The sequence below is a fragment of the Mesorhizobium sp. WSM2561 genome (assembly GCF_000513915.1).
GTDB lineage: Bacteria > Pseudomonadota > Alphaproteobacteria > Rhizobiales > Rhizobiaceae > Mesorhizobium > Mesorhizobium muleiense.
On sequence record NZ_AZUX01000031.1, the window covers coordinates 17,702 to 31,202 of the forward strand.

The following is a 13,501-nucleotide window of genomic DNA, read 5'->3' on the forward strand; positions in this document are numbered from 1 at the left end:
GTTGCGGGCGCCGATGTCCGGTTGACTATGAAACATGAGTTTACTAGTCAACAATGAAGATGACTTAGTCAACAAAATGTCGTGACGCGCCGGATTGCGTCGAAACACGAAATGTGGAGCGCGCCGAGATGGTCGTTGGTTCAGGTCGCGGAAGAACTCAAAGCGAAGTGACTGCGCGCCGAAACCTGCTGGTCGCGGCGATGTCGCTGCCGGTGCTGCTTGGCGGTGGTCACGCCGTCGCGCAGGAGGCGACCTCCACCCTCGACCCGATCAATATTCAGGAACGCGTCGAAAGCGCCTTTGGGACGGTCGACGGCTATGTCGCCACCCAGGGCTCCACCGCTACCAAGACCGAAACACCGCTGATCGAGACGCCGCAGTCGATATCGGTCATCACCAAAGACCAGATGGAAGCGCAGGCGGTGGACAGCCTGAACAGCGCGCTGCGGTATACGCCAGGCGCAACCGGCAATCTCTACGGCACCGACAATCGTGGCCACGGCTTGCAGATGCGCGGCATTTCGAACTCCAGCGGCGTCTTCTACAAGGACGGGCTGCAGCTCAAGGAAAGCAATTTCACGCTGTTCACGGCGCTCGATTCCTACGGTGCCGAACGTTACGAAATCCTGCGCGGGCCGGCATCGGTTCTCTACGGCCAGGCAAGCCCTGGCGGCATCATCAATTATGTCAGCAAGCGACCGACCGAGGAGACCCTCCGCGAGGTCGAACTCGGAGCCGGAAGCTTCGACCGCTATGAAGGAAAGTTCGACTTCAGCGGGGCTGTCAACGCCGACAAGTCGCTGCTGTTCCGCCTCACCGGCGCCGCGCACACTGGCGATACGCAGACAGACTTCGTCGAGGACGACCGCATCTTCATCGCGCCGGCGCTGACCTGGCAGCCCGATGCCGATACCAGCCTGACCATCCTCGCCAACTATCAGCGCGACCGGTCCGGCTGGGCGATGCAGTATCTGCCGGCATACGGCACGATCAGGCCGGGCAGGGACGGAAAATACCTGCCGAACAGCATGTTCGTCGGCGAACCGGGCTTCGACACCTACGACAACGACCAGGCGTCGATCGGTTACGAGTTGGATCACCGCTTCAACGAGACGTGGCAGGTTCGCCAGCATGCCCGCTACGTCTATCTGAAGCACTATGAGGAAGGCGTCTTCGGCGGCGGGCTTCTGAATGATGAGGGCGACTATTCCCGCTATGCCGATGCCGGCGGCAGCAGGCTCAGCGGCGTGACCATCGACAACCAGGCGCAGGCCGATTTCGACACCGGGCCGCTCGCCCACACGCTGCTTCTCGGCCTCGACTACAAGCGCTACACCTACCGCGACTATGCCGCCAGCAACGATATGACCGACGATGATTTCAACATATTCGACCCGGTCTATGGCTACCCGGTCGGCGAAATGACGCCCTATACAGACACCGACACCGCCCAATCGCAGGTCGGCCTCTACGCACAGGACCAGATCAAGCTGGGCAACTGGCGGCTGACGCTGGGCGGCCGCCAGGACTGGGCCGACGCGAAAGTCCACGACAATCTGGCCGGCGCTTTCGGTCCCCGCCAGAAGGACGACGCCTTCACCAGCCGCGCCGGTCTGCTTTATCTCGCCGACAACGGCCTTGCGCCCTATGTCAGCTATTCCGAATCGTTCCAGCCGGTGTCCGGCCCCGACAGCAACGGCAATCCGCTCGTGCCCGAAACCGGCAAGCAGTACGAGGTCGGGCTGAAATACCAGCCGGTCGGCTGGAACGCCTTCGTCACCATTTCGGCGTTCGACCTGGCCCGGCAGAATGTCGTGCGCTATGGCGGTGTTGGCGCGCCCAACGATATCTTCCAGACCGGCGAGATCCGCTCGCGCGGCATCGAGCTGGAAGCTGTTGCGAACCTCGATTCAGGCTTCGATTTCCGGGCGGCCTATACCTATCTCGACACCGAGATCACCAAGGCCACCTCGATCACCGTCGACGACGATAGTGGCGAGACGGTCAGCGATGAGGGCAACACCCCGTTCGGCGTGCCGGAACATGCGGCTTCGCTGTGGGCGAATTACACGGTCGGCAGCGGCAAATTGGAAGGCTTCGGGCTCGGCGCCGGCATCCGCTATGTCGGCTCGACCTTCGGCGACGACGCCAACACTTTCAAAGTGCCGGCAGTCACTCTTGTCGATGCCGCACTCCACTACGAATGGAGGAACGCCGAGCTGAACCTCAATGTCAGCAATCTGTTCGACAAGCGCTATGTCGCCTCCTGTTACGCGGAAAGCTTCGGCTGCTTTTATGGCGAGGGTCGCCGGATCAACGGCTCGGTGAAGTACACATGGTGACCCGCGCGTGCAGGCCCGGACCCAATTGGCGCCACTGACGCGGCGCCGGTGCCTGGCCGGCCTGGCGGCGACGAGCCTCGGTCTGCGCGGCGACCCGGCGCATGCGGCGCGGCAGCCGCGGATCGCCTGCCTTGAGTGGACCTCGGCCGAGATGGTCGTCTCGCTCGGGATCGGCCCGGTGGCGGTCGCCGATACCAAGGGCTACCGCGACTGGGTCGCGGGTCCGGCTCTTCCCGCCGGCTGCCTCGATCTCGGCTCGCGCGGCGAGCCCAATCTCGAACTGCTCCTCGAACTCAAGCCCGACCTTATCACCGGCGCCTATGGCTATGGGTTGGACGAAGCTCCGTTCAGGCGGATCGCGCCACTGCACACCGTGCCCTTCTACGATGGCAGCGAAGCGCCTTATCGCCAGGCCGAGGATGAGACGCTGAAACTTGGCTCAAAGCTCGGCCGCGAGGCTGAGGCTCAGCGCCTCATCCAGGCGACGGCGGCGGCAATCGCCCAGATCAGGGCACAGTTTTCAGGGCGGGCAGACCAGCCGCTCGCGGTGGTCAGCATGTTCGACGATCGTCACGTCCGTGTCTACGGCAAGGGCAGTCTGTTCCAGGACGTGCTCGACAGGTTGAGCCTCACCAATGCCTGGACGGCGCCGACCGATAGCTGGGGCTTTTCCATGCTGGGCATCGAAGAACTGGTTGCGATCGGCGAGGCCCGCGTGATTTCCCTCGATCCCATCCCGCCGCATGTGAAGATCAGGATCGACCAGAGCAGCCTCTGGGCGAACCTTCCCTGCGTCAAAGCCGGCAACGTCAGGACAATCCCGCCGGTATGGCCGTTTGGCGGGCTAGCCGCCGCTACCCGTTTTGCGACGTTTTTGGCCCGGGCATGACCATCATGCAGTCGACGGCCGGCCATCGTGCTCGTTTCAAGGCAGGGATGCTCGTCGCCTTCGTCGGCGTGCCGGCGGTGCTCGCCGCCTATCTCACCGCTGCCGGGCTTTTGCGCCTGTTGCCCGCCGACATGTGGTGGCAGTCGCTCGGGGCGACCGACTTTGCCGATCTGCGGCAGCTGCTTTACCGGCATGCCTTTCTGCCGCGTCTGGCAATCAGCCTGCTGGCCGGCGCGGCGCTCGGCCTGACCGGCACGCTGCTCCAGCAGGTGCTGCGCAATCCGCTCGCCGAGCCGACGACCATCGGCACCAACGCAGGCGCGACCGTCGCCCTGACGATCGCCACGCTCTACGCGCCGTGGATGCTGGAGCAAGGTCGCGAATGGGTGGCGCTCGCCGGCGGCGCCCTGTCGACACTGGCGGTTTTGGCTCTGGCCCGGGGCCGGAGTTTCTCGCCGGTCGCGATCATCATTTCCGGCCTGGTGGTCAGCCTCACATGCAGTTCGGCGAGCGCCCTGCTGATGGCGGCCAATCGCGAATATTCCGAGGAACTCTTCATCTGGCAGAGCGGTTCGCTGATCCAGAACGGCGATGCCGTGGTGCTCGGGTTCGCGCCATGGCTGGCGATGGCCGGCATTGCTGCCTTCCTTCTGCTCCGGCCACTGCGGCTTCTCGACCTCAGCGACGAGGGAGCCGAAAGCCTCGGCACGAAACCCGTGGTGACACGGCTGGCCGGGATGACTGTCGCCGTCGCGCTGAGCAGCATGGTGGTCGCAGCCGTCGGTGTCATCAGCTTCGTGGCGCTTGCAGCGCCGGCGCTGGTCAGGCTCGCCGGCGCACGGACCTTGCGCCAGCGCATGATCTGGGCGCCGCTTGCGGGCGCCACCCTGTTGTGGCTGACCGACCGGCTGGTGCAGGTTCTGCCGTTTACCTCCGAAATCCCTGCAGGTGTGGCGACTGCTTTCCTCGGTGCGCCGCTGCTGTTTCTTCTCCTGCCGAAATTGCGCACCAGCCCGGATCGGGACGGCGCCATGCTGTCTTCCGTGCGCAGGCGCAGCGGGTGGCCCTATCTGCTGCTGGGGCTCGTCGCGATGGCGCTTCTTCTCTGCGCCGCGCTTGTCATCGGGCGAGGCGCGGCCGGCTGGCACGTGGCCTCGGCCGCCGAACTTGCCGACCTGCTGCCGCTCAGGGCGCCTCGCATCGCCGTCGCGGTTTGCGCTGGAATGATGCTGGGCGTGGTCGGCACGCTGATGCAGCGGATGACCGGCAATCCGATGGCGGCGCCCGAGGTGCTGGGTATCTCCGGCGGCGCCTCGCTAGGCATCCTGCTGCTCTTCGTCGCGACTTCTGATGTCAACCGCCCGGCGATGATCGCGGCCGGCCTCGTCGGGGCGCTAGTCAGCCTGGCGATGGTTTCGCAAACCGGACCCCGGCAGCCCCTCGCGCCTGATCGGTTGCTGCTTTCCGGGGTCGCCGTGGCGACGATGGCGTCGGCATTCTCGGCGGTGATGCTCGCCAGCGGCGATCCTCGGCTCGATACGCTGATCGGCTGGCTGTCCGGCTCCACCTACCGGGCCACCGCCGCCGATGCCACAATCGCCGCCGTGACGGCGACTGCTCTGCTGGCCATCGCGCCCCTCACCAGCCGCTGGCTGGAAATACTGCCGCTTGGAGAAGCCGCCTCACGCGGGCTCGGGCTTGGCCTGTTTCGCGCGCGGGTCGTGCTCCTGGTGCTTATCTCGGTGCCGACGACAATAGCCACGCTGGTCATCGGGCCGCTAAGTTTCGTCGGATTGATGGCGCCGCACCTGGCCCGCATGCTCGGTCTTCAACGCGCCTTGCCGCAGCTATTCGCTTCCGCGATGCTTGGCGGGATGATGCTTGTCTCGGCCGACTGGGCCGGCCGGATGCTGATTTTCCCGTGGCAGATTCCGGCGGGTTTGCTTGCTGCCCTGGTCGGTGGGCCTTACTTCATGGTGCTGATGTGGAAAGGCCGGCAATGAACGGCCCCGCCACGCGCTTCGGGCTCGCGGCCACAAAGCGCATAATACGCGCTCAGCCGGCGCGTGCTTCCCGGATCACGCGAGGCGCAAACGCGCCGGGCTGAGGGACATCGGCCTCGCGGCGCGTCAGCGAATTGCGCAGCAGCGCGATCACCTCGCGGCCAGCCGCCGCGATGTCGCCCGGCCTGTCGACACCGACGATCATGAACTCCTCGATTCCCAGGGCAGCATAAGGAAGCAGGGAAAGCGCGACTTGTGCCGGCGGCCCGGTAATTTCGACCGCCTTCTGGCAGGAAGCGTTGTCCTCCAAACGGATCCGGACGGGAAGCGCGAAGCGCAGCTTGCCGGCCCGACCGTGTTCGGCGGCGGCATTGCGCACCCGCTCCATCAGTTGCCGGATCTCGTCGAGCGAACCCGGCGTCAGTTCGAAGACATCTGCATGCCTCCCGGCGACCCTGAGCGCCGTTCCGGACCGTCCGCCCATGCGGATGCTCACGCCGGCGCTACGCGGCCCCTTGCGCGGCACATAGCCGCCGCTGACGCTGTAGAAGGCGCCTTCATGATCGAACGGCCTGTCGTTCGACCACAACCGTTTCAGCAGCACCAGATATTCATCGACGCGCTGCCAGACGACCGTATGACCGACCGGACGCGTTTCGGCATCGTCGTCGCTCAGCGGCTCGCTGAGCATCCTGAGCGACAGCCGACCGCCGCTTTTTGCGTCGAGCGCCGCCAATTGCCGTGCCGCCACCGTCGGCTCGATCACACCAGCCCAATGCGTTAGAACGATCTCGAGCGAAGAAGTGCGGTGCAGCGCCCGGGCGGCAATATCCATATTGGTCAGCAGCCCGGCCGGATCGTCGACGACGATTTTCTGGAAACCGATTTCCTCGATCAGCGACAGCTTTGTCGCTGTTTCCACAAAATCGTAGAAAAACGGCGCGGTTGGGTCGGCCGGGTGAGTTTTACCGGGAACATGCGTGAACTCGATCGGCATTGCCATCTCCTCCATCACGTTGGGGCAAGGGGCGCGCGAAAGCGCGCCGGCATGCGGTCATTCAACTCCGATATTGCGAAACGGCAGACAGCTATCCCTTTAGTCAGGCCCGATGACTCGCGGGCTCCATAGTCAGGGAACAAAACCCAGAACGACGGCCCCGGTGAACACGAACGCAAGGGCAAAGACGAGATAGGCAAAGGCGCCCGCATAGGCCGGCCGCCAAGTCTGCTCAGAACCGAGCATTTGGCTTTTGCGGGCAGTCCGGGCGTTCTGGAAATAGGACATATCGACCTCCGTCTCGGCGGTTAATCTATAAAATCAGTAGACTTTGTCGAGTGCTATTTTCCAGCGATCCTTGGAATTTTTTTCTCAAATCAGACGACAATTTGGTTTGTTTGCTGCTTAGCGCCGCACTTCCGAGGTCGACCGGGCCCGATGGCAAACGCCTGGCTCATGCAGGCGGAAGGCGGGAATGGGGCAGCGGCCGCTTATTTGGCGGGCGGCCTGTAAGCTTCCAGCCCGAACAGCATCAGCACGATCGACACCAGGAAGAACCCAACCGCCACGCCAAGCGCGATCTGGGCGTAGAGTTTATAAACGTCGCCCATGATGGTGCCGAACACCCGTCGCGCCGAGGCATCGGCTGGGCGCGATTTCTCATCGAGGTAGAGCCAGACTTCGGTGTGCTTGGGATTTTTGAAGGCTGCGGTCGTGGCTTTCCACATCAGGGCCAGAACCATGGTCAGCGTGAGGAATGCGCCGGAGCGAAATGCAGACACCGGGTTGAAGGAGAAGCCGACCATGACACAGCCGATGGCAAGCGAGCCGAACATGACGGCGCGCCCGATGCACCCCACAGCAACCCGCCTGATCTCATCCATCGGCGCCTCGGCAGCAAACTCGCCGACAATGTGGGAGCGCTGCGACCGTATCAAATCACTTTAAGGCGAATGTGCCGCCAGGACGGGTATACCTCTGGGGATTCAGCATCACGTGCAGGCGCGCAACTCCCCAGCGCAACTTTGCGGACGCAACAGCCTGAAATACGGCCATCGACGCCGCCCGCCGGCGCGCTCTATGTTGCATGGCAAGCCGGATCGAACCTTTCCGGCATCGACAGGCGCTGTCTCGGACAGGCGCTGTCTCGGCGAGACATCCGGCAGAGGAAGGCTATCGGCTATGCCGCAGGAGACGGAATTGAAGCCGGCGAGCGGCGCGACACCGCTGATAGCAATTGCGGCTGCCGCCGTCGACACCGAAACAACCGGGCCCGACGCCACCAAGGCGCGCGTGGTCCAGATTGGCGCGATCGGCATCGCGCATGGCAAGGTCGTCCGGGAAACTCAGCTCGATCTCCTCATCGATCCCGGTGAAGCAATCCCGTCCGAGGCTTCGCTCGTCCACGGCATCACCGATGCCGATGTTGACGGAGCCGGCAGCTTCCCGGATGCATGGGCACAATTCCAGGAGTTCGTCGGCGACCGCGTCCTCGTCGGCCATTCGATCGGCTTCGACCTGGCGGTATTGGAGCGCGAATGCCGACGCGCCCGCTTGCCCTGGAAAAAGCCTCGGGCGCTGTGCGTCCGGCTTCTTGCGACCATAGCAAATCCCAATCTGGCAGACCATTCGCTGGAAACGATCGCCGGGTGGCTGCGCCTGGAAATAACCGGCCGGCATTCGGCTCTGGGCGATGCGATTGCGGCCGGAGACATCTTTGCCGCGCTGATTCCGGAGTTGCGCAAGCGCAACATCCGAACACTTGGAGAGGCCGAGGTTGCCTGCCTTGCCCTTTCGGACGCTCTCGAAGCCGGCCATCGCGCCGGCTGGGCCGAGCCGGTGTCGCGACCCCAGGCTCCCGCGTTTCAGCCGGTTGATCCCTATGCCTATCGCCATCGCGTCGGCAGCCTCATGAGCAGCCCGCCAGTGGTGGTGACGTCCACCAAACCGACAAGGCAGGTCATCGACCTCATGGTCAAGCGCAAGATCAGCTCTGTCCTCGTGTCCGGGCGTGGAACGCCGGATCAAGCGATCGAGGATTATGGCATCGTTACCGAGCGTGACCTGCTGCGCCGCATATCGTCCGACGCCGAGCGGGCTTTTGACATGCCGGTCGGAAACATTGCAACGCGACCGCTGATAAGCATCCGCGCCGCCGCCTTCGCTTATCGGGCGATCGGCCGCATGGATCGGCTGAAAGTCCGCCACCTCGCCGTCCGCGACGAAGGCGGCATGCTGGTCGGCGTGCTTTCGGCGCGCGACCTGCTGAGGCTTCGCGCCGCCGCTGCCATCGATCTCGACGACACGATCGAACATGCCAGGGACGCCGCCGAACTGGCGGCCAGCTGGTCGATGCTGCCGGGCGTGGTACGATCGCTCCTCGGCGAAGCGATCGACCCGCGCGTGGTGGCGGAAATCATCAGCGACGAACTTTGCTCGCTTACCCGCCGCGCCGCCGTGCTTGCCGAACAGCAGATGCAGATCGAAGGTCACGGCCCGCCGCCCTGCGCCTACGCCGTGCTCGTGCTCGGCTCAGGCGGCCGTGGCGAAAGCCTGATGGCCCCCGACCAGGACAACGCCATCGTCTTTGCAGATGGCGAGCCGGATGGGCCCGAAGACAGCTGGTTCAAGAATCTCGGCGCCAAGCTCGCCGACATGCTCGACATCTCAGGCGTGCCGTATTGCAAAGGCGGGGTAATGGCCGCGAATGCCGCATTCCGCGGAAGCCTCGACACCTGGAAGGGGCGTGTCGAGGATTGGGTTCGCCGCCTGCGGCCTGAGGACCTGCTGAACGTCGATATCGTCTACGATCTGCGGCCGGTGCATGGCGACACCACGCTGGCCGCGCAGTTCGTCGAATATGCGTATGACCGCGCCCACGCCGAGCCGGTGTTCGCCAAGCTGCTCGGCGAGCAGATGACGACCGGCAATCCCTTCACTGTCTTTGGCGGCTTTCAGCTTGAAAATGGCCGGCTGGACATCAAGAAGCATGGCCTTTTTCCAATCGTCGCAACCGCACGCACGCTTGCAATTCGCCACGGCATCCGCGAGCGGAGCACCCGTGCCCGGCTCGAGCGACTGATCGCGCTGGATATTGGCGGCGAGCCCGACATGAAGACGATGCTGGCCGGTCATACCATGCTGATCGGCTTGCTGCTCGCTCAGCAGACGCATGACATCTACGCCGGTATACCGGTATCCAACCGCGTCGAGATCAATGCGCTGGCGCGCGAGCAGCAGGCACAGCTCAAGACACTCATCAAGCGCCTTCAGTCGGCACCCGACCTGGTGCGGGACCTGATGTTCGCATCGCCGGCGACGCTCGGACAGTAAACTCAGCTGCGTGCGGCGCCAAGCAATTGGTCGACGAGGGCGCCGCGGTCGGCCTGCACCAGGAAATCCTCATGCGCGCGCAGCAGATTCATTCTCAGGAAGTTGAAGATATAGTCGTAATCGTTGGTCAGCAGATTGGGGTGGATCGGGACCATCTCGAAAACCGTTCGCGCCAGCGGCTCGGGGATCTCGCGCACCGGGCGCGGTGGGCCGATCTGGGTGGCGGCGAGGCGCTGACGGGTGATCTCGGCGGCGTCCTCCCAGAAAGTGGCGGGCGAACCCGCCGGAACGGCATATTTGGAGAAGCTTGCCAGGGCGACTTTTTCCAGCGCCGCTGGCAGGCCCCGCTGGCGCAAGCCGGCGGGTTCGCGCAGCGCACCCTCCACCATTTCCGCCACCATGGCGTAACACGCAGGGTAGGCGCGCCAGCGTGAATGGTTGAGCGCCGCCTGGAACTCCTTCTCGCTGAACAGCTTCTGCCAATAAACTCCTGCCCTGACGCGGCAGAACTCGACGATGCTTTTCTGCGCCAGGAATGCGGCGCGCGAATCCATTAAGTCAGCCAGTTCGCCGACGCTGCCGATCGGCTGCGGCTTGCGCAGGAACTCGGGCAACAGGTCGTTCAGCAGGCCCATGGCGCTCTCCCTTCGGTCTTGTTCCCAACCGATGTTAACCGTTTAGCCTCCGCCACGCCGCACCGCCAGTCCTCTTGCTGATTCAAGTCCTCTTGCCGATTCTCCAGTCCTTTCACCGATTCTAAAGTCGTATGAACAGCAGCGACAAAAAGTGATACTCCTACAAAGTTACGGTCGGCTGATTCTATACCCGGCCGCAACATATGCCGGAGGGCTTCCGCGTCAGCGGAAGAGGCAAGCTTTAAACGGCGCCTTGCGGTCGAGACGGTTCGCAAGCTGCCAACCAAGGGAGGGTTCAAGCTATGGCGACGCCAGACCGCATAAGTTATTGGAACAAGACCAAGAGGCTCATGTTCGTCATGCTGGGCCTGTGGGTGTTCTTCGGTTACTTCATCCACCTGTTCGCGGTGCAACTCAACACCATCGTCATCTTTGGCTTTCCGCTCGGCTTCTACATCGCCGCTCAGGGTTCGCTCGTCGCCTTCGTCGTCATGCTGTTCTGGTTCGCACGGCGCCAGAACGCAATCGACGAAGAGCATGGCGTCCACGAAGAATGATCGGGGGAAACTCAATGGCTAACACGACAGTTACCACGGCAGGCAGAGGCGACTTCACCTCCAATCTCGGTCGCATCTACGGCATCTACACCGGCGGCTTCATCGCCTTCATCATCCTGATGGCGATCATCAGCGCGATGGGCGTCCCGAACAGAATCATCGGCTATATGTTCGTGGCGTTCACGATCACGATCTACGCCGTCATCGGCATTCTCAGCCGCACCATGCATGTCGGCGAGTACTACGTGGCGGGGCGCAGGGTTCCGGCGATCTACAACGGCATGGCGACCGGCGCTGACTGGATGTCCGGCGCGTCCTTCGTCGGCATGGCTGGCACGCTCTATCTGCTCGGCTATGACGGCCTCGCCTTCGTGCTGGGCTGGACCGGCGGCTACGTGCTCGTGGCCATCCTCGTTGCACCCTATCTGCGCAAATTCGGCGCCTACACCGTTCCAGACTTCCTGTCGGCGCGCTATGGCGGCAATCTGGCGCGCTTTATCGGCGTGATCGTGCTGTTCTCCTGCTCTTTCACTTATGTGGTGGCGCAGATCTACGCGACCGGCATCATCTCGGCACGCTTCCTCGGCCTCGACTTCAACGTCGCAGTCTATGTCGGCCTTGCGGGCATCCTGGTCTGCTCAATGCTGGGCGGCATGCGCGCCGTCACCTGGACGCAAGTCGCGCAGTACATCGTGCTCATCATCGCCTACCTGATCCCCGCCATCTGGATGTCCACCGTGAAAACCGGCGTGCCGATCCCGCAATTGATGCAGGGCCAGGCACTCGCGAACATCACCGCGCTTGAAACTGCGCAGAACATCGCGGTTCATCACATCACGCCGTTCGTGCATGGCGGCTACAACGCGCTCAACTACTTCCTGCTTATTCTTTGCCTGATGGTTGGAACGGCGTCACTGCCGCACGTCCTGATGCGATACTTCACCACCCCGTCGGTGCGTGAAGCGCGTGTCTCTGTCGCATGGTCGCTGCTGTTCATCTTCATCCTCTACTTCACCGCACCTGCTTATGCGGCATTCGCCAAATGGACGATGCTCGATCTGGTGGCATCGGGCCTGACGCCCGAGAACATCGGCGAGAAAGCCGGTTGGATGATGCGCTGGGCGGCAGCCGACGGCACGCTCGTACAGATCTGCGGCAAGGCTGCCACCGACGCCGCGGCAATCGCAGCGGCCTGCGCCGAAAAGGGTGTGACGGCACTTTCCTTCGCCGACATCAACCTCAACGCCGACATGATCGTGCTGGCCACGCCCGAAATGGCCGGCATGCCTTACGTAATCTCGGGCCTCGTCGCCGCCGGCGGCCTTGCCGCCGCGCTCTCGACGGCAGACGGCCTGCTGCTGGCCATCGCCAACGCGCTCAGCCACGACATCTACTACAAGATGATCGACCAGAATGCTCCGACCGCCCGCCGTCTGGTGGTGTCACGTATTTTGCTCGTGCTCGTGGCCATCGCCGCCGCCTACGTGGCGTCGACCAAGCCGGGCGACATCCTCGCCATGGTGTCTTGGGCATTCTCGCTCGCCGCCGCGGGTCTGTTCCCCGCGCTGGTGCTCGGCGTTTGGTGGAAGCGCACGAACTCTCCCGGCGCCGTCGCAGGCATGATCGCCGGTTTCGGCATCTGCCTCTATTACTTGCTAGGCACCCGCTACGGCGCCGTAGGATTCTACGAAACGTGGAGTGGCCTGTCCGCAGCACCGGCTGACGCCGTTGCGAAATTTGCGGAGCTGAAGGCGGCTTGGGCTTCTGCAGCTCCGGACGCGCAAGCCACGGCATGGGCGGCGCTCGACAAGCATGCCCAGACCATCGCCAACTGGTGGGGCGTCAAGAACCTGTCGGCAGCCGCGTTCGGCCTGCCGGTCGGCTTCCTGGTCATGATCGTTGTCTCCAGGCTGACCAGGGAACCATCCTTGGCAATGCAGGAGTTCATCGAGGAACTGCGCATACCGCGCGGCAAGCAGATGATGGAAGAAAAGACTGCCTGATCGCGCATAGCGATCGGCGCTCGAGGCGGGGTCCGGTGACGGACCCCGCTTTCATTTGGGGGGCGTCGCTGGCATAACGCGGCGCCGCCGCTGCTTGGAAAATCCCACATGAACGATTTCTGGTCCTATTGGTATTTCCACATCCCGAATTTCATCCTTGCCGCGGTGATGTACACGCTGATCGGGCGTCTCGTGCTCGGTCTCTTCGTGCCCGAAAGCTGGGACAACTACATCTGGCGCTTCTTCAAGACTGTCACGGACCCGTTCCTGCGGATCGTGCGGACCATCACGCCGTCGATCCTGACCCAGCCGGTGGTGATCGTCTTCAGCGTGCTCTGGCTTATGGCCTTGCGCGTGTTCTACCTCGTCTTTCTGATCAATTTCGGCATTGCGCCGATGGCTTCGCAGGGGGGTTGAGGCAATGGACAGAAACGCTCTTGTGCCTGTCATGGCGGTCGCCATCGTCAACGGCATCTTTTCGCCGTGGGTGCTGATGGTGTTCCTGTTCTATCCGGTCTGGTATCCGGGCTGGGCGCCTCCCCTGAGCCAGATCGTCTACATGGCAAGTGCGCTGATCCTGTCGACGATGACGATCATGCTCGCCGGCGTGCCGGCCGCGCTCTATGAGCGCTGGTCGGCGCGCCCCAGAAGCATCGTCGTTGCGTCGATCTGGCTTGCCGGCACGGTTTTGCTGACGCTGCCGGCGCTGCCGAATGTGATGCGGGCGATAAGCGGCGGCTGA

General features: G+C 63.3%; 12 protein-coding genes. 8 read left to right on the forward strand and 4 right to left on the reverse strand.

Going from position 1 to position 13,501, the window contains the following annotated elements:
• Positions 1 to 167: 167 nt before the first annotated feature.
• From M727_RS0123875 to fhuB, 3 genes are read left to right on the forward strand one after another with little or no spacing between them, the layout of a single operon-like run.
• On the forward strand, positions 168 to 2,342 hold the full coding sequence (locus M727_RS0123875) for a TonB-dependent siderophore receptor (RefSeq protein WP_027154760.1): 2,175 nt from the start codon (positions 168 to 170) through the stop codon (positions 2,340 to 2,342).
• A 7-nt stretch (positions 2,343 to 2,349) separates the two neighbouring features.
• Positions 2,350 to 3,231 carry an ABC transporter substrate-binding protein gene (locus M727_RS0123880; protein ID WP_245268906.1) on the forward strand — a complete coding sequence of 294 codons (882 nt, stop codon included), beginning with the start codon at positions 2,350 to 2,352 and terminating at the stop codon, positions 3,229 to 3,231.
• Positions 3,228 to 5,234 (forward strand): Fe(3+)-hydroxamate ABC transporter permease FhuB, encoded by a 2,007-nt coding sequence (fhuB, locus tag M727_RS0123885; RefSeq protein ID WP_084646855.1) that lies wholly within the window; start codon positions 3,228 to 3,230, stop codon positions 5,232 to 5,234. The genes M727_RS0123880 and fhuB overlap by 4 nt, the downstream gene beginning before the upstream one ends.
• Before the next feature lie 52 nt (positions 5,235 to 5,286).
• On the opposite strand, the gene M727_RS0123890 is transcribed toward fhuB, so the two are convergent.
• The 3 genes from M727_RS0123890 to M727_RS37175 all read right to left on the reverse strand — a co-directional run bounded on the left by M727_RS0123890 (position 5,287) and on the right by M727_RS37175 (position 7,115).
• Positions 5,287 to 6,231: an LLM class flavin-dependent oxidoreductase gene (locus M727_RS0123890; RefSeq protein WP_027154763.1), complete on the reverse strand. Its 945-nt coding sequence runs from the start codon at positions 6,229 to 6,231 to the stop codon at positions 5,287 to 5,289.
• A 132-nt stretch (positions 6,232 to 6,363) separates the two neighbouring features.
• Entirely contained in the window at positions 6,364 to 6,519 is a 156-nt protein-coding gene (locus M727_RS42475) for a hypothetical protein (protein ID WP_084646856.1), read from the reverse strand.
• Between the two features lie 203 nt (positions 6,520 to 6,722).
• A complete protein-coding gene (locus M727_RS37175) occupies positions 6,723 to 7,115 on the reverse strand; it encodes a hypothetical protein (protein ID WP_051505697.1) in 393 nt (130 codons plus the stop codon).
• Positions 7,116 to 7,413: 298 nt separating this feature from the next.
• On the opposite strand from M727_RS37175, the gene M727_RS0123905 reads away from it, so the two are divergent.
• Positions 7,414 to 9,564 carry a DUF294 nucleotidyltransferase-like domain-containing protein gene (locus M727_RS0123905; RefSeq protein ID WP_245268915.1) on the forward strand — a complete coding sequence of 717 codons (2,151 nt, stop codon included), beginning with the start codon at positions 7,414 to 7,416 and terminating at the stop codon, positions 9,562 to 9,564.
• 2 nt (positions 9,565 to 9,566) lie between these two features.
• On the opposite strand, the gene M727_RS0123910 is transcribed toward M727_RS0123905, so the two are convergent.
• Positions 9,567 to 10,199, reverse strand: a complete 633-nt coding sequence (locus tag M727_RS0123910; RefSeq protein WP_027154765.1) for a hypothetical protein — start codon at positions 10,197 to 10,199, stop codon at positions 9,567 to 9,569.
• A gap of 302 nt (positions 10,200 to 10,501) precedes the next feature.
• On the opposite strand from M727_RS0123910, the gene M727_RS0123915 reads away from it, so the two are divergent.
• The 4 genes from M727_RS0123915 (at position 10,502) to M727_RS0123930 (ending at position 13,501) form a co-directional block, all read left to right on the forward strand.
• Complete coding sequence (locus M727_RS0123915; RefSeq protein WP_027154766.1) at positions 10,502 to 10,756, forward strand: DUF4212 domain-containing protein; 255 nt, start codon at positions 10,502 to 10,504, stop codon at positions 10,754 to 10,756.
• Positions 10,757 to 10,770: 14 nt separating this feature from the next.
• On the forward strand, positions 10,771 to 12,759 hold the full coding sequence (locus tag M727_RS0123920) for a sodium:solute symporter family protein (RefSeq protein ID WP_027154767.1): 1,989 nt from the start codon (positions 10,771 to 10,773) through the stop codon (positions 12,757 to 12,759).
• Between the two features lie 108 nt (positions 12,760 to 12,867).
• Positions 12,868 to 13,176 carry a YggT family protein gene (locus M727_RS0123925; RefSeq protein ID WP_027154768.1) on the forward strand — a complete coding sequence of 103 codons (309 nt, stop codon included), beginning with the start codon at positions 12,868 to 12,870 and terminating at the stop codon, positions 13,174 to 13,176.
• A 4-nt stretch (positions 13,177 to 13,180) separates the two neighbouring features.
• Complete coding sequence (locus M727_RS0123930; RefSeq protein WP_027154769.1) at positions 13,181 to 13,501, forward strand: hypothetical protein; 321 nt, start codon at positions 13,181 to 13,183, stop codon at positions 13,499 to 13,501.